General features: G+C 63.5%; 17 protein-coding genes and 1 tRNA gene. 10 read left to right on the forward strand and 8 right to left on the reverse strand.

Annotation, left to right across the window (positions count from 1 at the left end; genetic code table 11):
• The first annotated feature begins 103 nt into the window (after nucleotides 1–103).
• Genes MEMAR_RS06135 through MEMAR_RS06145 form a run of 3 tightly spaced genes read left to right on the forward strand, consistent with a single transcriptional unit; the run spans nucleotide 104 to nucleotide 4,281 of the window.
• Nucleotides 104–862, forward strand: coding sequence for a hypothetical protein (locus MEMAR_RS06135; RefSeq protein ID WP_011844091.1), 759 nt, complete (start codon nucleotides 104–106; stop codon nucleotides 860–862).
• 7 nt (nucleotides 863–869) lie between these two features.
• Nucleotides 870–1,604 (forward strand): metallophosphoesterase, encoded by a 735-nt coding sequence (locus tag MEMAR_RS06140; RefSeq protein WP_011844092.1) that lies wholly within the window; start codon nucleotides 870–872, stop codon nucleotides 1,602–1,604.
• The gene (locus tag MEMAR_RS06145; RefSeq protein WP_011844093.1) at nucleotides 1,552–4,281 is read left to right on the forward strand and encodes a DEAD/DEAH box helicase; all 2,730 of its coding nucleotides are present in this window, start codon (nucleotides 1,552–1,554) and stop codon (nucleotides 4,279–4,281) included. Before MEMAR_RS06140 ends, MEMAR_RS06145 begins: the two co-directional genes overlap by 53 nt.
• A 622-nt stretch (nucleotides 4,282–4,903) precedes the next feature.
• Here MEMAR_RS06145 and MEMAR_RS06150 read toward each other — a convergent pair.
• Nucleotides 4,904–5,458, reverse strand: coding sequence for a TATA-box-binding protein (locus MEMAR_RS06150; protein WP_187147940.1), 555 nt, complete (start codon nucleotides 5,456–5,458; stop codon nucleotides 4,904–4,906).
• A gap of 128 nt (nucleotides 5,459–5,586) precedes the next feature.
• On the opposite strand from MEMAR_RS06150, the gene MEMAR_RS06155 reads away from it, so the two are divergent.
• The gene (locus MEMAR_RS06155; protein ID WP_011844095.1) at nucleotides 5,587–7,290 is read left to right on the forward strand and encodes an AMP-binding protein; all 1,704 of its coding nucleotides are present in this window, start codon (nucleotides 5,587–5,589) and stop codon (nucleotides 7,288–7,290) included.
• 85 nt (nucleotides 7,291–7,375) lie between these two features.
• A tRNA-Leu gene (locus tag MEMAR_RS06160) sits at nucleotides 7,376–7,460 on the forward strand.
• 52 nt (nucleotides 7,461–7,512) lie between these two features.
• Here MEMAR_RS06160 and MEMAR_RS13365 read toward each other — a convergent pair.
• Nucleotides 7,513–7,638 carry a hypothetical protein gene (locus tag MEMAR_RS13365; protein ID WP_267312969.1) on the reverse strand — a complete coding sequence of 42 codons (126 nt, stop codon included), beginning with the start codon at nucleotides 7,636–7,638 and terminating at the stop codon, nucleotides 7,513–7,515.
• Nucleotides 7,639–7,864: 226 nt separating this feature from the next.
• On the opposite strand from MEMAR_RS13365, the gene MEMAR_RS06165 reads away from it, so the two are divergent.
• Nucleotides 7,865–8,353 carry an SAM-dependent methyltransferase gene (locus MEMAR_RS06165; protein WP_011844096.1) on the forward strand — a complete coding sequence of 163 codons (489 nt, stop codon included), beginning with the start codon at nucleotides 7,865–7,867 and terminating at the stop codon, nucleotides 8,351–8,353.
• A gap of 42 nt (nucleotides 8,354–8,395) precedes the next feature.
• On the opposite strand, the gene MEMAR_RS06170 is transcribed toward MEMAR_RS06165, so the two are convergent.
• Both MEMAR_RS06170 and MEMAR_RS06175 read right to left on the reverse strand, forming a co-directional pair.
• Nucleotides 8,396–8,650 carry a DUF2795 domain-containing protein gene (locus tag MEMAR_RS06170; protein WP_011844097.1) on the reverse strand — a complete coding sequence of 85 codons (255 nt, stop codon included), beginning with the start codon at nucleotides 8,648–8,650 and terminating at the stop codon, nucleotides 8,396–8,398.
• 377 nt (nucleotides 8,651–9,027) lie between these two features.
• Nucleotides 9,028–9,288, reverse strand: a complete 261-nt coding sequence (locus MEMAR_RS06175; protein ID WP_011844098.1) for an RNA recognition motif domain-containing protein — start codon at nucleotides 9,286–9,288, stop codon at nucleotides 9,028–9,030.
• A gap of 337 nt (nucleotides 9,289–9,625) precedes the next feature.
• Between MEMAR_RS06175 and eif1A the strand changes: the two genes are divergently transcribed.
• A complete protein-coding gene (gene eif1A / locus MEMAR_RS06180; protein ID WP_081432600.1) occupies nucleotides 9,626–9,940 on the forward strand; it encodes a translation initiation factor eIF-1A in 315 nt (104 codons plus the stop codon).
• Between the two features lie 77 nt (nucleotides 9,941–10,017).
• On the opposite strand, the gene MEMAR_RS06185 is transcribed toward eif1A, so the two are convergent.
• Entirely contained in the window at nucleotides 10,018–10,611 is a 594-nt protein-coding gene (locus tag MEMAR_RS06185) for an MJ0548 connectase family domain-containing protein (RefSeq protein ID WP_011844100.1), read from the reverse strand.
• A gap of 396 nt (nucleotides 10,612–11,007) precedes the next feature.
• Here MEMAR_RS06185 and MEMAR_RS06190 point away from each other — a divergent pair, with 396 nt between their 5' ends.
• The 3 genes from MEMAR_RS06190 to MEMAR_RS06200 all read left to right on the forward strand — a co-directional run bounded on the left by MEMAR_RS06190 (nucleotide 11,008) and on the right by MEMAR_RS06200 (nucleotide 12,815).
• Nucleotides 11,008–11,436: a HAMP domain-containing protein gene (locus MEMAR_RS06190; protein WP_081432601.1), complete on the forward strand. Its 429-nt coding sequence runs from the start codon at nucleotides 11,008–11,010 to the stop codon at nucleotides 11,434–11,436.
• A gap of 62 nt (nucleotides 11,437–11,498) precedes the next feature.
• A complete protein-coding gene (locus MEMAR_RS06195; RefSeq protein ID WP_011844101.1) occupies nucleotides 11,499–12,245 on the forward strand; it encodes a roadblock/LC7 domain-containing protein in 747 nt (248 codons plus the stop codon).
• A 303-nt stretch (nucleotides 12,246–12,548) separates the two neighbouring features.
• Nucleotides 12,549–12,815 carry a hypothetical protein gene (locus MEMAR_RS06200; RefSeq protein WP_143706340.1) on the forward strand — a complete coding sequence of 89 codons (267 nt, stop codon included), beginning with the start codon at nucleotides 12,549–12,551 and terminating at the stop codon, nucleotides 12,813–12,815.
• A 92-nt stretch (nucleotides 12,816–12,907) separates the two neighbouring features.
• Here MEMAR_RS06200 and glgP read toward each other — a convergent pair whose 3' ends face one another.
• The 3 genes from glgP to MEMAR_RS06215 all read right to left on the reverse strand — a co-directional run bounded on the left by glgP (nucleotide 12,908) and on the right by MEMAR_RS06215 (nucleotide 19,634).
• Nucleotides 12,908–15,154 (reverse strand): alpha-glucan family phosphorylase, encoded by a 2,247-nt coding sequence (gene glgP, locus MEMAR_RS06205; RefSeq protein ID WP_011844103.1) that lies wholly within the window; start codon nucleotides 15,152–15,154, stop codon nucleotides 12,908–12,910.
• Nucleotides 15,155–15,748: 594 nt separating this feature from the next.
• A complete protein-coding gene (malQ, locus tag MEMAR_RS06210; RefSeq protein ID WP_011844104.1) occupies nucleotides 15,749–17,245 on the reverse strand; it encodes a 4-alpha-glucanotransferase in 1,497 nt (498 codons plus the stop codon).
• A gap of 13 nt (nucleotides 17,246–17,258) precedes the next feature.
• Nucleotides 17,259–19,634 carry a DUF3536 domain-containing protein gene (locus tag MEMAR_RS06215; protein ID WP_011844105.1) on the reverse strand — a complete coding sequence of 792 codons (2,376 nt, stop codon included), beginning with the start codon at nucleotides 19,632–19,634 and terminating at the stop codon, nucleotides 17,259–17,261.
• Between the last annotated feature and the right edge of the window lie 3 nt (nucleotides 19,635–19,637).

The raw sequence follows: 19,637 nt of genomic DNA on the forward strand, positions 1-19,637 counted from the left end.
GATACGTACGGATACGTATGGAAATACCGGGAGTTCGCGTGGAGATCCGGCCGGGTCTCCCACCCCGGCATATCCGCACCCCATTCCTCGAACGGACGGATTTATGGAACCTGCAGAACGGGTATTTGCGCAGGACTTCTCCGCCGCGCGGCACACGGCGGACGCCGGCGACGGCCGGAACGGCTCGTACGTGGTGACGCCGGGGGCCGCCTGGTGCCGCCGCCTCTTCATCGTCGGCGCCCTTACCGAGAAGAGGGGGAGCGGCGACGTCATGCAGGCCCGGCTTGCCGATCCCACCGGCGCGTTCCAGGTCTCGGTCGACTGGCAGAGCCCGGACGCGGTCGAGACGCTGGGCTACATCGAACCGCCCGCGTTCGTCGCCGTCACCGGCCGGGCGGCGCTGACCGGATCCAGTGAGAGGGCATGCGCGACGGTGGAGGCCGAGGCGCTCTCTGTGGTGAACCGCACCGCCCGCGACCTCTGGGTGCTTGAGACCGCCGGCGCGACCCTCGACCGGCTCGAATCGCTCCGGGACGGCGGCGACGAACGGATCGAAGCCGCCCGCCGCCTCTACGGGATCACGGACGAGGATATCCGCGGGATGGCCGCGATGGTGAGTACAGCCCTTGCAACCGTCCGCACGGATATCGCCGTCGGCGCGATCGCGCCCCTTGTCGCCCGCGACCTCCTCCTCGATGCCCTTGAGGGAGAAGGCGGCGCCCGGGGCACCGGGTTTGAAGACGCCGTCGCCATCGGGGTGCGCTCGGGCCTCTCCGCCCGGGAGGCACGCGCCGCGCTCGAGGAACTCCTCGCCGCAGGGGAATGCTACCAGCCCGCATCGGGCATGATAAAACTGATCTGACACGATAATGCACCTTCATTTCATCGAGAACGGCCCTGCCCTCCTGGTCGAGAGCGACCGGCGGGTGCTGGTCGTCGCCGACCTGCACATGGGCATCGAATCGGGCCTCGAACGTCACGGCGTCCACATCGCGAGCCGGAGCGCCGCCCGGGCCGATCGGGTGATCGCCTGCATCGAGGAGGCAGAGCCCGACCTCCTCCTCCTCCTCGGGGACGTCAAGCACAACGTCCCGGTGACGAGCAGGCAGGAGTACCGGGAACTCCCCGCCGTACTCCGGTCGTTTAGGGACCACGTGCCGATCGCCGTCGCCCCGGGCAACCACGACGGCGGCATCGGGCGGTTCCTCGAGCCCGGTGAGCTCCTCCCCGCCGAGGGCACGCTCATCGACGGCATCGGCTACCTGCACGGCCACACGCATCCCGCCCCCGAACTCCACGGCCACCTCGTCGTCGTCGGCCACCACCACCCGGTCGTCTCGCTCGTGGATACCGTCGGGTGCGCCGCACGCGCCCGGCCGGCCTACCTCTACTCGGGGTTCGAGGAGCCGTCCGGGGAGCGCACCCGGCTCCTCTTCGTCCCGACCTTCAACGAGTTCGCGGGCGGGATCGACGTCGGGCGGCTGCGGGAGAGCGGGCTCGGCCCCCTCTCCCGGTGCATAGACAAAAATTCCGCGGAGGTGTACCTCGCAGATGGCACGTACGTCGGCTCCCCGGCCACGCTCTGCCCCGCAGACGACGCCTGACCTCCTCGACCCCCGGGTGCAGGAGGTCGTCAGGAAGCGCGGATTCACCGGATTCTCGGCAGCGCAGGAGCAGGCCATCCCGCGGCTTCTTGCGGGGGAGAACCTTGTCCTGGTGGCGCCGACCGGCACGGGGAAGACCGAGAGCGCGATGCTCCCGGTCTTCGACCGGCTCCTCAAGACAACCGGCTCCGGGTTCAAGGCGCTCTACATCACGCCCCTCCGGTCCCTGAACCGCGACATCCTCAACCGGATGGAGTGGTGGTGCCGCGAACTCGGCCTCTCGGTCGGCGTCCGGCACGGGGACACCCCGCAGAACGAGCGGCGAAAACAGGCGCTCAACCCCCCCGACCTCCTCATCACCACCCCGGAGTCGCTGCAGGCGCTCTTCATGGGCAAACGCCTCCGCGAGCACCTCAAGAACGTGAAGTACGTCGTCGTCGACGAGATCCACGAGCTCGCCGACAGCAAACGGGGAGCCCAGCTCGCGGTGGCGCTCGAACGCCTGGCCGCATACGCGGGAGAGTTTCAGCGGATCGGCCTCTCGGCGACCGTCGGGAACCCGGACGATATCGGCCGGTTCCTCGCCGGCCACCGTCCGTTCTCGCTCGTCGAGGTGCCGGTCGCGAGCAGCCTCGATATCGGCGTCCTGTTCGCCGGGGAAGACTTCGGCGCCCAGGCGCGCGCGGTCGGGAAATGCCTGGACTCCCCCGGCTCCACCCTCGTCTTCGTCAACACCCGGGTGACCGCCGAGGCGCTCGGCCACCGGCTCTACTCCCGCGGCGACGTCGAGGTCCACCACGGCTCGCTCTCGCGAGACGTCAGGGTCGATGCCGAGGAGCGGTTCAGGAAGGGCGAGGTCCGGACGCTGATCGCCACATCCTCGATGGAACTCGGTATCGACATCGGCCACATCGAGCACGTCGTCCAGTTCGGCTCCCCCCGGCAGGTCTCGCGCCTGGTGCAGCGGGTCGGCCGGGCCGGCCACCGTCTCGACGCCATCTCGCGCGGCACCGTCCTTGCAACGGGGTTTGACGACCTGTTAGAGTCGCTCGTGATCGCCCGGCGGGCGAAGGCGAACGAGTGCGAGCGGATCGTCCCGCCCGCCGGCGCCGCCGACGTCCTCGCGAACCAGGTGGCGGCGATCGCGGTCGAGTACGGCGAGATCGAGGTCTCCCGCGTCCGGGAGATGATCGAACGCTCGAACGTCTTTGACGGATGCGGGCCGCTCCTCGACGACGTCTGCCGCCAGATGGCGGAGCACCGGCTGATCCGGCTTGACGGAACCCGGATCATCAGGACGGGCCGGGCGCGGCGCTACCTCATCGAGAACCTCTCGATGATCCACGACGAGAAGAAGATGGAGATCTTCGACATGGTCTCGCGCCGCACGGTCGGGACGCTCGACGAGTCGTTCGTCCTCGGGTGGATGCACACCGGCGCGGTCTTCATCACCAAGGGCCAGCTCTGGCGGGTGCTCGAGATCGAGGGCACGCGGATCACGGTCGAGCCGGCGACCCGGGCGAAAGGAGAGGTCCCGTCGTGGGAAGGAGAGCAGATCCCGGTGCCGTTCGCCGTCGCCCGGGAGGTCGGGGCGCTCCGGCGGACCCGGGCGTTCGGCCGCTATTCCGATACCCCTGCGGCGATCGCCTACGCGGAGCGGTTCATGGGCCGGATGGACGAGGGGAACTACCCGGTCCCCACCGACCGCCTCGTCACCCTCGAGAACGCGGACGAGGGCGTGGTCTGCAACGTCTGCGGCGGGCACAAGGCGAACGAGGCGCTGGCCCGGGCTCTCTCGGTCCTCCTCTCGGCCCGCTACGGGACGAGCGTCGGGATCGAGGTCGGTGCCTACCGGTTCCTCCTCCGCCTGCCCGACAACGTCCGGGCACTGGAGGTGCAGGAGACCCTCGCGGCGCTCGAACCCGACCACCTCCCCGGGATCCTGAAGCTCGCCCTGAAGCGGACGGCGCTCTTCAAGTGGAAACTCGTGCAGGTGGCGAAGAAGTTCGGCGCCATCGACGCGGACGCCGACTACGAGCGGTTCAGCATCCACCGGCTCATCGATCTCTTCGACGGGACGGTCATCGCGGCCGAGGCCTACCGCGAGCTCTTCAGCATCTCCATGGACATGGACGCGGCGCAGGAGATCCTCGCTGCCGTCCATGACGGCCGCATCGCCGTCGCCACGGGACGGTTGAGCCCGCTCGGGAGCGATGTGCTCTCCTCCTCGCGGGACATGATCCCGCCGCCGATGGTCGACCAGGCGGTGATCGGGACGCTCGCGCGCCGCCTCGAGAAGGAGGACGTCGTCCTCTTCTGCATGAACTGCCGGAAGTGGAAGAGCCGGACGGTCGTCGAGCGCGTCCCCGATAAGCCGCAGTGCCCCCTCTGCAGCGCCCGGCTCATCGCGGCGCTGAAACCCTGGGACGAAGACCTCATCCCGGCGGTGAAGAAGAAGAACAAGTCCGAGGAGGAACGGGCGATCGAGGTCCGGTTCCTCCGGAACGCAAACATCGTCCTCTCCAGCGGGAAGAAAGCGGTGACAGCCCTCGCGGCCAAGGGCGTCGGCCCGGAGGTCGCCTCAAGGATCCTCGCGACCCTCTCCGAAGGGGACGCCTTCTACAAGGAGATTTTGAAGGCCGAGCGGAACTACGTGAAGACGCATCGGTATTGGTAAGCGACGTTCCGTTAGGAACGGAGCTCGAGAAAACGCGACGCGTTTTCGAAGGGCGACGGGCCGAAGGGCCGGAGTTTGAGCGCCGCAGGTGCGATGGCGACGGGCCGAAGGGCCGGAGTTTGAGCGCCGCAGGTGCGATGGCGACGGGCCGAAGGGCCGGAGTTTGAGCGCCGCAGGTGCGATGGCGACGGGCCGAAGGGCCGGAGTTTGAGCGCCGCAGGTGCGATGGCGACGGGCCGAAGGGCCGGAGTTTGAGCGCCGCAGGTGCGATGGCGACGGGCCGAAGGGCCGGAGTTTGAGCGCCGCAGGTGCGATGGCGACGGGCCGAAGGGCCGGAGTTTGAGCGCCGCAGGTGCGATGGCGACGGGCCGAAGGGCCGGAGTTTGAGCGCCGCAGGTGCGATGGCGACGGGCCGCCAGGAACGGAGATTAAGCGCCGCAGCACGAGCGCGATCAGATCCAAGCAACAAGCCTTCTTCTGTCCTGAAGAAATCGGCGGGTTTATGCAACCCAGATTACCCGTGCCAGGCGAACTGTTGCCACTCGAAAACGCTTCGCGTTTTCTCAGGCTCCGGCCCTGCGGCCCGTCGCCCGGCAAAAAGAACGTAACGGAAAAAACGGGATTACATTATGGTTTCGAGCCGCTGCTCCAGGAAATCAAGTCCTCTCTTGATATCCTCGACGGTCTTCCCGCCGGTCAGGATGATCTTGCCGGAGCTGAAGAGAAGGGCGACGATCTTCGGGTCCTCGATGCGGTAGACGAGCCCCGGGAACTGCTCGGGTTCGTACTCGATGTTCTCGAGGTTGAGGGTGATGACCACCTTGTTCAGGTTGATGTACTTGCCCATGTCGTACGAACAGACGATGTTCGTGACCGCGACCTGCGGCTCGTCGTAGGTATTGACCCCGGCATCGCGGAGCGACTGCATGATGATACCGAGGCCTTCATGCAGGTCCTGGTTGTTCCTGATACCGGTGAGCACCACTTTTCCCGAGGAAAATATCAGGGATGCGATCTTGGGTTTCTCGATGCGGTAGACCGCCCCGGGGAACCTCTTCGTATTCAGTTCGCAGTTTTTTATTTTATCAGATACGTTTTCGAGGTCGATCGCGTCGGCAATCACCCCGGAGGCAACGATGTTCTCAATTTTCAGTGACTCGTATCCCTTCTCATCCATCGATATGAGTATCATTTTTTGAACCATAATACTAATGGGTAATCTTTATGCTCATTCCGGATACGAAGCGCGCTTCAACTTCGTGAATGCTTTAAACCATAAACGCGCAACTTTTTATTGATCGCGTTATGGCAGATGAAGTGCAAAAACCACCGTCCTACGAGGACCTAGGCGCCAATTTCAAGATAGAAGTTCCTGAATACTATAACTTCGGCTTCGACGTGATCGACGCATGGGCGAAGAAAGACCGGAACAAACTGGCGATGATCTGGGTCGACCAGAACGGAACCGAGAAGAAATATACGTTCTTCGACCTCATGCGCCTCTCTAATCAGGCCGTCAACATCTGCCTGAAATACGGTATCAAGAAGGGCGACCGGGTCATGCTGATGCTCCCCCGGACACCCGAATGGTGGATCTTCACCATCGCCCTGATCAAACTCGGCGCGGTCTACTGCCCCGCGACGACGATGCTGACCCCGAAAGACCTGAAATACCGCATCCAGGCGGCCGATATCAGGATGATCATCACCATGGCCGAGCACGCCGATAAGGTCGAGGAGATCCGCGAAGAGTGCCCCACGCTCGCCGTCCGGCTCATGATCGACGGCGTGCGGGACGGGTGGGTCAGCTACCCCGTCGAGCTCGACTACCCCGCGCCCTGCTCGCACAAACTGGTGAACCTCCCCGGCATGCACCGGACGAAATCGACCGACCCGCTGCTGATCTTCTTCACCTCCGGCACCACCGGCGAGCCGAAGATGGTGGTCCACGCCCACTCCTACCCGCTCGGGCACATCGTCACCGCGCAGCTGTGGCACGACCTGCGCCCGAACGACCTGCACCTCACGATCTCCGATACCGGCTGGGGGAAGAGCGCGTGGGGGAAACTCTACGGCCAATGGATCGTCGGCGCCTGCATCTTTGTCTACGACATCCGGGGCCGGTTCCACGCCACCGAGATCCTCCCCCTGCTGGAGAAGTACGGGGTCACGACGTTCTGCTGCCCCCCGACCATCTACCGGATGCTCATCCTCGCCGACCTCGACAAGTTCGATCTGGCCGACATGCGCCACTGCTGCAGCGCCGGCGAAGCCCTCAACCCCGAGGTGATCCGGGCATGGCAGGAGGGGACCGGGCAGACCATTTACGAGGGCTACGGCCAGACCGAGACGGTGCTCTGCATCGGGACGCTTCCCGGCATGAAGATCAAACCCGGCTCCATGGGAAGGCCCATGCCGGGCTGGCAGATCGAACTCCACGACGACGACGGGAACCTGGCCGGCGTCGGGGAGGAAGGGCGGATCGCGATCAAACTCGATCCCCGGCCGGTCGGGCTCTTCTCCGGTTACCTGAATAACGGCGAAGAGAACCACAAAGTCTTCTCGAACGGGTTCTACTACACCGGTGACAAGGCCTACATGGACGAGGACGGCTACTTCTGGTTCATCGGGCGCGACGACGACGTCATCAAGTCCTCCGGCTACCGGATCGGGCCGTTCGAGGTCGAGAGCGCTCTCATGGAGCACCCGGCCGTCCAGGAGGCAGCGGTCGTCGGGTCGCCCGACGTGCTCCGCGGGCTGGTCGTCAAGGCCTTCATCGTCCTGAAACCCGGGTACCGGCCCACGGAGTCGCTCGTCAAGGACATCCAGAAGCAGGTCAAGCGGGTGACGGCGCCCTACAAATATCCCCGCCTCATCGAGTTCGTGGAGTCGCTCCCGAAGACCATCTCCGGCAAGATCAAGCGGCACGAACTGCGTGAACTGGAGATGAAGCGGTTTATGGACAATAACTCCCACGACTCTCCCGGCATCGGAGAGGGCGGGGAGTAATTACCTTTATTTTGTTGGAGATGCTACAGTATTAGGCGCGAGGAACGCCGGGGCACGCCAACGGCGGAGGTTCGCCGACATTCGCGCGAGAGTTGCCAAGCCAGGTCAAAGGCGCCAGGTTCAGGGCCTGGTCTCGTAGGAGTTCGCCGGTTCGAATCCGGCCTCTCGCATGCGCTTTTTTGGGATCGTTTCAATCACGGGATACGTTCAGCGTCCGGCCGCTCAATAAACGATTCCATCGTCCGGTTTCGGCTCGTCCTTTTCCCGCTTCCTTGTGATGATGAGATCGTCCGCGTCCCAGCAGAACCTGTCCGCAGGGTTCGGTTTCTTTCTCTTCTCTTCTGTCATGGCTTTTACTTCTCCCACATGTGGTTCAGGTGTCCACGTTGAGGCGTTAGGCGCTCCTCCATTATAGTCTCATGGAAAAACCGCTCCGGCAGCAGGGGGGTGACGGCCTGGACGGTATCGCAACCCTGCCCCAGGGCAGACTCGTGCCCTTTTAGTCCTCCTGCGCCGACACCTGACCAAGCGGTACGATACCCGTCCGGGATCGTGCCGGGGAAAGGCTACCGTTATGAATACGCGCACATTCACCGCAAAACCGGTCGGCACCGTGCATGCCGACAACGAATCGTTCTTGATCGAGATTGCCGGGCCGTTCCGGCCGGCACTCCAGGGGCTCGACGGGTTCAGCCACCTCGTCGTGCTCTGGTGGGGCGACCGGGTCGATACGCCGGAGTGCCGGAGCGAGACGGTCTGTCAAAAACCGTACACGAGAGGCCCGGAGACGATCGGGATCTTCGCCACCCGGTCACCCGCCCGGCCGAACCCGATCGCCCTCTCGGTGGTTCCGGTCATCGATATCGATAGCGCATCGGGCATCGTCAGGGTCGCGTATATCGATGCCGACGACGGCACGCCGGTGCTGGACATCAAGCCCTACCTCCCGGCCACCGAGCGGGTTCGGGATGTGAACATGCCTGCATGGTCCTCCCACTGGCCGCAGTGGTACGAAGACAACCAGGGGTTCGACTGGGCGGCGGAGTTCACCTTCGAGGAATGAGGGCGATGCTCGGGATTGCGGCAGTACCAAAAAGAGGCAGGGTTATTTGACCCTGCCGAACTCCTGGCTCACGTCTGCTGCGGACTGGAAAGATTTGTCCTGGAACATCTCGATGACCTGGATCACCGCGTCGGGTGCATTGTTCTTCCTGGCGTGGCTGATCAGGTCCTGCTTGCCGGCGGGGTAATCCATACCGCTGAGGAACTTCTGGAATGCGGATGCACTCAGTTCCTGGACGGAAGACGCCTGTGCTGCAGAGGCCATTCCGCCTTTAACTGAAGGTCTCTCTTCTGCCATATCTCTCACCACCTTTTTTGTCTGCATCCCGCATCGCGAGACACAGGCCGCCACCGTAGCTCCGATCAAATAAAAACGTTGCTGTCGCATTTTGAGAAAATACCTGCAATTCAGCGAGAGAACGTTTCGGACCGGAGGTGGTGACGGCTGCGCCGGGCGGGCAGGTCACCCGGTCTCCCGCACTATCCTGCGGGAGATAGCCTCCTGATGATAGAGGCGGCGTCTCGGGGCCGGGTTCGGTCGCGTGCGACGGAACGGCTGCAAAGACAGGAACCAGTAGCGGAGTTGTCTATACCGGACAATCAGAGGTGAGGTTCGCATGAACCCCGACTCTTCAAAAATGTGGGATATTCGGAATACTGTTCTCCGGGGTCCGCTTAGAACCGCCGGAAGTCGTTTCTCGGTCTCGGGGGCCGTGCCTCGTCGATCTTCAGGGTACGGCCTTCGAATACAGTGTCGTTCAGGGCTTCCTTTGCTGCTTCAGCCTCTTCAGGGCTGGACATCTCGACAAACCCGAAGCCTTTGCGCTCGATGACTCTGACGTCGTTTACCGTCCCGTACTGGCTGAATAATTCTTTCAGTTGTTCCTCATTTACCGAGTAGGTGAGGTTGCCGACGTACAGCTTGTTGCTTTCCATTCAAAGATCCTCTTCACACATGTACGCTCAAACCTTAATTATTCTTCGGAAGAAAAACCCGGGAGCGGTTTGGGGTCGACTCCCCCGGTGCGGGAACAAACCCGCTGCCGGGGTCGTGCCTGGTAAAGTTGCGGCGTTCCAGAAACCGGCTCGCGTCGAGCGGGTTCCCGGTGCCGATCCCCCGGAACACCCCGCACATTCCAATTTCCTCCCGCGCGATCACGGTCGTGCGGATCCTCCCCGGGACAGATACTTTAATGGTGGCCCGGATCATTGATATACACCTCTAGTAGATATTCGGGCGGCCCTCACCGTCGCCTATTACGGAGTTGATTAACTGGCGAATACACGAGGAACACAGAACAACAGTGGAGAGATCGTACGAGTACGGTTACCGAAGAAGAGAAATCGGGAGATCTTCGGCCGGGCCGACCTGATGCTCGGGGCAAACCACATCCGCGTCCGCTGTGAGGACGGCGTCACGCGCACGGGAAGGATCAAGGGCAAGATCAAAAAGCGGCTCTGGATACGCGAAGGCGACCTTCTGATCATCGTTCCCTGGAGTTTCCAGGACGAGAAGTGCGATATCATCTACCGGTACATCAAACCCCAGGTAGACTGGCTCAAGAAGCACAACTATCTCAGTCAATAACTTCCGCATTTTGCGCGCCGGGGTTGAGGCGTCGTCGCCTGCCTCCGGCAGGGCCCCGCGCCTGATCGGGGATGAACTCAATCCGGGTTTTGTTCTTTTCGAGAATCGTTAGCGATAGCGGCCGGGACATCCGCCGCGATATCGGTATGCACCAGTACGAACGTTCTGCTCACCGACGCCGTTACGCTTGCCGCTATCTGCATGGTGAGCATGATGAGACGCAGGGCATCCTGGATCGTTCCCCCTTCCCACATCCCCTGGATGCACTGGTTGGCAACCTCTTTCGTGGTATCGTTTCCCAGCACCACGAAGTTGCTCGCCTGCCCCTTTTGCATCACCCGCAGCCGGGAATCGACGATCTCGGCAATCACGTAACTTCCTTTCGTAGCGTAGAGCCTTTTTCTCGAGGTCTTCGCCCCCTCCGTCTCGGTCACCTCGCCGACGAGCACCCCGTCCCGCTGCGAGACCTTGGTTTTGTCGTCCCTGAGCTGGATCGTCACCCCGATCTCGTCTGCCCGTTTTGCGAGGTCGCTGTCGGAGGCGATCGAGCCGCCGTAGAGTTCGCGCTCCAGGTCTTCGATGGAGGAATCGTCCCCTCCGAATGCGATCTCCCGCATATCCCCCGCCATCACGGCGCCCTGTTTTCCGATAAAGGCGATCACAAGCGTCATACCATGACCCCTCAACCTCCGGCACGGGGCGGGAAGTTGCGCTCACCCCAACTCTTCCATGCCCGTATCAATCTGTCGATGCCCTTTCGGATAGCTGTTTCACGCCGACCTTTTACAGTCCGAAGAGCGTCCCTCCGGCAGGATGCCGGGCACACCTGTGCGTGAAAAACATTCACGAATTGCAGTAGGTGTATGAACGATTTTCACCGGTACATATATACCGAACTTCACAGACACCGTGGTTTTCGGGATTTCCGGATATTATGTTTAAAGGTGCATAAAAATACCTGAAATCGTTTATTGACTATTTAGATCCATTAGAATTTGATATTTTACCCTGACATCACTTTTTGGTAAAGAATAACTTCATATACTAAAGTGAGAAAATACTCTCTCATGGCTGAATCTTTCTCGCAAGAAATCGGGGTGTTCCAGGACGGCCTCACCGTCCAGATCCCAATGTTCTACAAACTCATGGCGAGCATGCTCACCGTTGCAGTCATCCCCATCTTCCTGCTGGGAATCGTCTCGGCGGGGGACACCGGGAGCATCGTCGCCACGCTCGGCCTGCAGAACAGCATCATCGTCATGACCCTGCTCACGGTCTTCGTGGTTTTCATGTGGAGTTTCTTCCTTGCGAAGAGCATCACGGATCCTGTCGAGCAGCTCTCGCAAGCCGCGACCAGTGCAAGCCAGGGGGATCTCGCAAACGTCGAGATCACGGTGACGAGCAACGATGAGATCGGCGAACTCGCAGTCGCGTTCAACCGCCTGATCAACTCCTACAGGATCCTCGACACCCTTGCCAAGGACGACGCCGAGTAAGAGAAACGGGCGGTGAAGACGCTTGTTTTCGACACATTGGATGCAGTCGGGCAGGGTTGCGAATGACGGATAAATTACCGGAAGGGAAGGTCATCGGGGAGATGCAGGCACCGCTCCAGTGGATCTTCTCTCACACGACCAGGTTTTCCGGGGCGGTGCGGATCACGATGCAGGACGGAAAAGGGTTCATGCTGGTGCAGAAGGGAGAGCCTCTCGCCGCACAGTTCATGCATCCGCTGAAATCCCTGAGCGGGCCGTCGGCGTTGAAATACTTCGGCAGCCAGCCGATCCTCGACTTCGGCCTCTTCCGGTACGAGCCCCGGGAGATGCAGGAGGCCCTCGCCGTATCGGCAGAGATGCAGGCCCTCCTGCAGCCCGGCCGCGAATCTCTCGTGGCCGACCATTCAGGGGAGAGCAACGGGCACGATATCGTGACCGAAACCGAGCACGAAGATACCGTACCCAACGATGCATCTCCCGGAGAGGTACCCGATTCGCTCGGGACGTTGCTGAAGCACCCCGGGGTGACCGCGGTTGCCTGTTTTGCCGAAGGCCTCTGCACCTCATCGGTCGGAAAGATCGATGCCGAATCTACCGTCGCCTTTGCCGAGGACCTGCTCCGGTGGGCGATCCGCCTGCCATCGGCTGCGCCGTCAAACGGGGCATTCGTACAGATGACACTCTTTTATCGCGGCGGAAACGTCGTCATCGCCCCCTACGGCGATGAATATCTCTGTGTCTTTACCCGGCCGGAGGTGCAGTTCGGCCAGGTACGGCGAATGATCAGGGAGATGCACGGCGGAATATGAGCATATCCCGCAGGGAACTCCTGGAATATCCATCCGTTTCACTGGACCGTTCTGCCTGAATCGGCAGAATTTTGCTGCCGAAGGCGGCAAAACAACCATTTTATAATAGTTGCTTCATTCACCCGCCCCTCATGGAGAGAGGCGGATGACGGCAGGGGAGAGCGTGAGCCCGAGAGGGGCGGCGGTCCGGCAGCATCGGCCGTCTCACAAACAGGCAAACCCCAATCGGCCACGCGAAAGAGAACGGCACGCCGGAGATGCAAGAGGCGACCGGTGACACGGATGAACCGGAGAGGTGGCGATATGACCGGAAAGAAGAAATGGACAAAACGCGGTCTTGCATCGGCAGACGAAGCGACCCGGCAGCGGGTCGCGAGAATCGGCGGGATGGCGCCGCACACCGAACGGGGCCTCCAGGCCGCAAGCATCGAGACCCGGCAGCGGGTCGCGAGTGCCGGGGGCAGGGCACCGCACGGAGCAAGAGGCCTTCAGGCCGCCGACGAAGAGACGCGGAAGCGTGTTGCACGGGCCGGCGGAAGATCCCCGCATGTTGAGCGGGGCCACCGGTAAGGATCGAAGGAGGGGCTCCTGTAAGGGCAACCGCTCCGCAATCGGCCGAAGGGGGTCCCCATAAGGCGGGGAACCCCGGTGGTTCACGTGCTTCACGGGGAGAAGAGATCGTCTGCTCCCTTTCCCTGCACCTGCGATTTCCAGGCCGGCGGCTTTTGGGGTTTCGCCGTTGCCGGGTAGCGGGCATATGCTGCCCCCGCACCCTTCAGGAGCGACGGGTAGTACCGGGCGACGTACTCCTTCACCATCCGGCGGGACGAGAACCGGGGGCCGTTGCTCTTGATCGACTCTTTCATCATCTTCACCCAGCCGTGGGGAACGTCGTCGATGGAGCGGTCGTAGTAGAGCGGGACGACTTCGTTCTCCAGGAGGTCGTAGATCGCTGCGGCGTCGATGCCGTCCCTCGCCTCGCAGTCGGCCGCCGTTTCCCCGAACGCCCAGCCGTTTCTGCCGTTGTAGCCTTCGGTCCACCAGCCGTCCAGGATGGAGAGGTTCAGCACCCCGTTGAGCGATGCTTTCATCCCGCTCGTGCCGCTCGCCTCCATCGGGGGCAGGGGGTTGTTCAGCCATACGTCGACGCCGTGCACCAGGTACCGGGCCACCTGGTCGTTGTAGTCCTCGATGAACGCGACCCGTCCGCCAAACCCCGGGTCCTGCGTGTAGCGGTAGATCCGCTGGAGCACTCCCTTGCCTTCGTTGTCGGACGGGTGGGCCTTGCCGGCGAAGATGATCTGGACGGGCTGCCAGGGGTTGTTTAAGATGCGTTTCAACCGCTCCAGGTCCTCGAAGATGAGGTATGCACGCTTGTAGGTCGAGAATCGCCGGGCAAACCCGATCGTCAGGATGGAGGGGTTGAGAAACGCGCCTTCGACCGCGGAGCTCGACGCCCCTCCGGGGCGCGTCGTCCACCGGAGCCGCTCGCGCTCCCGGAGCCGGTTGATGAGTTTCGCCTTCAGCCAGAGGTGAAGTTGCCAGAGTTCGGCGTCCGGGATCTCGTCGACGAGTTCCCATATCATCGGGTCGTCGTGCTCCGGGAGCCAGTCGGGCGAGGTCGGGCCGATATGCCGGTCGTAGAGCGCCTTCATCCGGGGGTTCAGCCAGGTCGGCACGTGGACGCCGTTCGTGACGTAGTCGATGGGCACCGCCGCTTCCGCGGGTCCGGGCCAGAGGCATTTCCACATATCGCAGGCGACGGCCCCGTTTGCACGCGAGACCCCGTTGTGATGCGCCGACGCGCGCAGGGCGAACGCAGTCATGTTGAACCCCGAAGCGGGGCTTTCCGGGTGGACACCGAGCTGCAGGAACCTGATCCGGTCTATGCCGAGCGCCGCGTAGTAGGGCGCGAAGTAGCGGTCGATGAGGTCGACGTGGAAGACGTCGTGGCCTGCAGGAACGGGCGTATGCGTGGTGAAGACGGAGGTCGCCCGCACCTCCTCGAGCGCTTCCTCGAACTCCATCCCCCGCTCGACCCGCTCGCGGATCCGCTCGAGCAGCGCGAACGCCGGGTGGCCTTCGTTCAGGTGCACCGCCGCGTACTCGATGCCGAGGGCGTGGAGCACCTTCCTCCCGCCGATCCCGAGAACAATCTCCTGCCGGAGCCGCTGCTCCCGGTCGCCGGCATACAGCCGGGACGATATGCCCCGGTTTTCGGGGTCGTTGCAGGGGATATCCGTATCCAGGAGGTAGAGCGGGATCCTGCCGACCTGCACCTTCCGGACGGCGACGTAGATGGGCGGGTCGATGTGCGGAACCCGGACCACGAGGTCTTCGCCGTCGGCATCGAGCACCGGGGTGACGGGCGCCGCATCGCGGTCGAGGGGTTCGGTGACGTCCTCCTGCCAGCCGTCGTGGTTGATCTGTTGGTGCAGGTAGCCCTGCGAGTAGAGGAACCCGACGGCGACCATCGGGAGGCCGAGGTCGCTTGCTTCTTTCAGGTGGTCTCCGGCGAGGAACCCGAGCCCCCCCGCGAAGATGGGAAGCGAGTGGTGAAGCCCGTACTCCGCCGAGAAGTAGGCGACCGTCAATGGAGGCCGGTCGGCGTACTCTTCGGAGAACCAGGTCCCGGCGGCGCTCATGTACTTCCTGAACCGGTGCATGACGATGTCGTAGCGGTGGCAGAAGGCGGGATCCGCCGCCGCCCGGTTCAGGAACTCGACCGGGATCTCGTGCAGCATCCTGACCGGGTTGTGGACGCTTGCTTTCCACGCCTGATGGTTCAGTTGCTTGAAGAGCATCCGGGCTTCCGGGTTCCAGCTCCACCAGAGGTTGTATGCGAGGTCGACGAGCCCGGAGATCCGCTCCGGGACGTGATCGAATTGATTGGGTATGGAATGTTCCATGAATCCTGTCCCCCGATTGTTGGTGTACTGTCCCTGTTTATTATTATATATGTTTGCATATTTTCGCAAAACATTGGGGAAATAAAAAATAGATGATAATATGGGGTTGTTTAACGGGTGTGGCCGTCGGATTGACCGATCTGGCATACGGTGTGCCGGGCGTCTGCGGGATGTCCGGAAAGGGAATGGGGGAGGGGGCTGGGGGTGCAGAAGTTGCTCGGCCATCTCCTGTTGTGACCCCTGTCACGAGGTGAGAAGGGGTCGGTGGTGAGTATCACGCCGTGGAACGTTGTTCTTGTGGCTATCATAGTTCCCATGCACGGCTTTCCATGGGATATCGCCACGCAGGGGGGTGGGGACAATGGGGAGTGCGAACGGAGTGAGCATGAGAAACTCGAAGAGTTTCGAGGGGGGATGCTCCCCCCTTCGCACCTATCGGTGCTCAAGCTCGCTTCACTCGCACTCCCCGTCAGCCCCTCCCCCTATGGCGATACTCCCACGGTCCACTGTATTGGGCTATTTTACATCTTCAGCCGTTCCTCCAGTCTCCACCCCGAGCGAAGCGACCTAAGGAAGTTGAAAACCCGCCTTCCTTCACCCCCTCCCATAAATCCCCGTCACCTCGGCGAACTCCCGCATGCTCTCTTCCCCTGCCTGGTCGGGCCGGAGCCGCCACTCCCAGTTCCCCTCCGTCGTGCCCGGGCGGTTCATCCGCGCCTCCTCCCCGAGACCGAGGATGTCCTGCATCGGGACGATGACGGTATCGGCGGGGGAGAGCATCGCGAGACGGATGAGGATCCGGTGTATCTCATCGCCGCTCACCGGTCCCCCGATGTAGCGGAACAGGAGGTTCTTCTGGTCGTCGGGGACCTCGCGCCCGAACCACCCCCGGACGGTGTTGTTGTCGTGCGTCCCCGTGTAGGCGACGGAACCTTCCGTGATGTTGTGGGGCGCATGGGGGTTCTGCGCGACGTCGCCGGAGAAGCCGAAGGTCAGGATCTTCATCCCCGGGAACCCGAAATACGCCATCATCTCGTGGACGTCGGGAGTGATGTGACCGAGGTCTTCGGCGATGATGGGAAGGCACGACCTGCTCCGTGCAAGCAGCGTGAAGAGGTCTCTGCCGGGCGCGTCGACCCAGTGCCCGTTCCGTGCGGTCTCTTCCCCGGCCGGCACCTCCCAGAACTGCACGAACCCCCGGAAGTGGTCGAGGCGCAGCCGGTCGACGAGGGCGAGGGTGCGATCGATCCGGCTCTCCCACCACCCGAATCCCCGCTCCCGGTGCGCGTCCCAGTTGTAGACCGGGTTCCCCCAGAGCTGCCCGGCATCGCTGAACATATCCGGCGGCACGCCCGCGACGGCAGTCGGCTTCTTCTGCTCGTCGAGTTTGAAGAGCCGCGGGTTTGCCCAGAGGTCGACGCTGTCGTAGGTGAGGTAGAACGGGATGTCCCCGACGATCTGGAGGTGGCGCATGCGGCAATGCTTCTTGAGCGTCTCCCACTGACGGTCGAAGACGTACTGGAGGAACTTCTCCCGAAAGATCCGGTCGGCAAGTTCCGTGCCGTACTTCCGCAACGCCTCATCGTGCCGGTCCCGGATTCCGGCCGGCCAGTCGCCCCAGACCTTTCCGGAGAACCGCTCCCTGAGTGCCATGAAGATGGCATAGTCGTTGAGCCACGACGTGTTGTCGGCCGCGAAATCTTCGTAGCGAAAATCCGAATCGCGTCCCTTGAACCGTTCGAACGCCGTATCGAAGAGACCGTTCTTGTAGTCGAGAACCGCCCGGTAGTCGACCCGGTCCGCAGGAAAGTCCGGCGGGTCTGCGATATCCTCCGGGGCGAGGAAACCGTCCGCGACCATCTGCTCGGGGCTGATGAGCCAGGTGTTTCCGGCGAACGCTGAGGTGCTCTGGTAAGGCGAGTTGGCGAACTCCGGGCACGTCGGGTTGAGGGGGAGGATCTGCCAGTAGCGCTGCCCGGCACGGCTGAGGAGATCCACGAACCGGTACGCCGCGGGTCCGAGATCGCCGATCCCGTACGGCGACGGCAGCGACGTGACGTGCAGGAGAACCCCGCTGCTCCGCCGGTTCATGCCCGTCTCCTCCCTACGTCACCCGCACGCCGAGGCATGCTGCCGCTCTCCCGAAGGCTTCGGTCCACCGTTCTGCACCCCCGTCACCCCGGCCGGCACGCTCCCGCACCTCCGCATAGTGCCCGCGCATCCCGACGCAGATGTTCTGGCTCTCCCATAGAGCAAGCAATAAAGGAAATATCTTTGCACACCCGACGATGCGGGAGACCTCTTCGAGCGGAGCGGGATCATCCGGGCGGGCCGCTGCCGCCCGGAGAGCGAACGTGATCCGCCTGCTCGCCGCCTCCCCGAGGGCCGCGAGATCGGGCTCGATGCTTCCCGCCCGCATCTCCTCCGCGAGCGCGTAAAACAGCCCGGGGTCGGGGCACCCCTCTCCAATCATCGCGAGCAGCCGTTCGGCGCGGGCGTGCGCCAGGAGACGGACGGCGGCTCCCGGCGCGGGGATCCCGAGATCGTCGAGCGCCCCGATTGTTGGCATCGCATCGCGGTAGACCGCGCAGACGGCGTCTCCGATCCCGGGCGCGATCTCGCGGGCGATCGTCCACCGCTCCTCGTCGGAGAGGTCGGGAGCGGTATAGACCCGGGAAAAGGCACCGGCTATCGCCCCTGCCGGATCGGAGCTCTCCCATACCGTCCAGAACGCCTCCCCGCCGCCGTCCTCGCGCACGCCGATGACGACCCGGTCGATCCCGGAGAAGCACACGGCCGCATCGAAGAGCGCCTCCTCCCCCGTCGCCCGGCACCGCACCCGGACGGTCCCGAGGATACGGCGTTCTTTTGCGTTCAGGCGGTACGGCCAGTCTCCGGCGACGTCGTAGATCCCCGACGCAGCCGCGGGGTGGTCGAGGCCGAAGAGCGCGTAGAGAGCGGTCCCGGCCGCGATCCGGGGGAGGTCGGCCGCCGCCGGCCGGACCAGGACGTCATAGACCTCCGCTCCGGTCGCGTAGCGCGGATCGTTCACCGGAGCGCGGCGGAGGATCTCGACGAACCGCGCCTCGAGGTCGAGCCCGAAAGCCTGCCGGGCGATATCCATAGCCCTTTTTGCGTGCCGCATCACCTGGACGCCCCCCGGCTCGGTGATGTCGTCGAAGAACCAGCCGCAGCTCGTCTGCATCAGCATCGCCTGCCGCTCCGCTTCAAGGAGGGAGAGCGCCCGCCGCCGGCCTTCGGCATCGATGCCGCCGGGCGCGTGCCGGGAGAAGAACGCCGCCACGCTCTCGTCCGACCACCGGGCGAGGACGAGATCGACGGCGTTGTCGCGGGCCTCCGCCGGGTCGCGGACGAGAAGAGCGAGCGCCTCCTCCGACCGGGGAGCGAGAGCGTCCCTGACCATCTCGATCGCCTCCCGGAGCGGTCCGCGCCACGCCTGCGACCACCCGAGCTCTTTTCCGGTATGGCACCCGCACTCTCCCCGCCATCGTTCGATGCCGTGAGCGCAGCTCCACGATGTCTCTTCGCGAACCAGCGCCTCGTGCGTGGGCGGGTGGGCGGCGAGGTACTCGCCGTAGACCGTGAGGCGGATGTCCCGGTGCGCCTCGATAGCCCGGAGGCAGCGGGCGAGCGCCATCTCCCCGAACTCGCGGTGGTGGCCGTAGGTCTCGGCATCGGTTGCGATATGCACGAGTTCCGGGCGGCCTCTCTCCCGGGAGAACGCGCCCGTCAGCCGGTCGGCAAGCCGCCGCCCGTCGGAGAGCAGGTCGCCGAACGCGACGTCGCGGGCGATCGTCCCGTCGTAGAAGAAGACCGCGATGCTTCGCCCGGAAGGGAGCCGGCAGAGGTAGGGCATCCTCGTCTCGACCCCCCCGCCGGAGACGTCCATCCAGCCGTCTTCCCCGATCGCCCGCACGCCTGCGGCCTGATGGGGGGCGAGGATGGTGAACCGGATCCCCGCCGCCGCCAGCGCCTCCAGGGATTCGATATCGACCGCCGTCTCCGGGAGCCACATCCCTTCGGGTTCCCGGCCGAACCGTGACGCAAAGTCACGGACACCCCAGGCGACCTGGGCACGCTTGTCCCGCCGGGCCGCGAGCGGCATGATGACGTGGTTGTAGCAGCAGGCGATCGCGGACCCGTGGCCGCCGTAGCGCTCCCGGCTCTCGCGGTCGGCGTCGAGAATCGCACCGTAGATATCCGGCCGGTGGCGCTCGAGCCAGGCAAAAAGCGTCGGTGCGGCCGTGAAACTGATCCGTGCGTAGTTGTTCACGAGTTCCTCGATCATCCCGTCATCATCGAGGATGCGTGCGGCGGTGTTCGGGGCGTAACACTCCGCGGTCACCCGTTCGTTCCAGTCGTGGTACGGTGCGGCGGAACGCTGCACCCCCACCTCGCCGAGCCAGGGGTTCTCGCGCGGGGGCTGGTAGAAATGCCCGTGGATGCAGACGGCACGCATCAA

It is taken from the genome of Methanoculleus marisnigri JR1 (assembly GCF_000015825.1).
GTDB lineage: Archaea > Halobacteriota > Methanomicrobia > Methanomicrobiales > Methanoculleaceae > Methanoculleus > Methanoculleus marisnigri.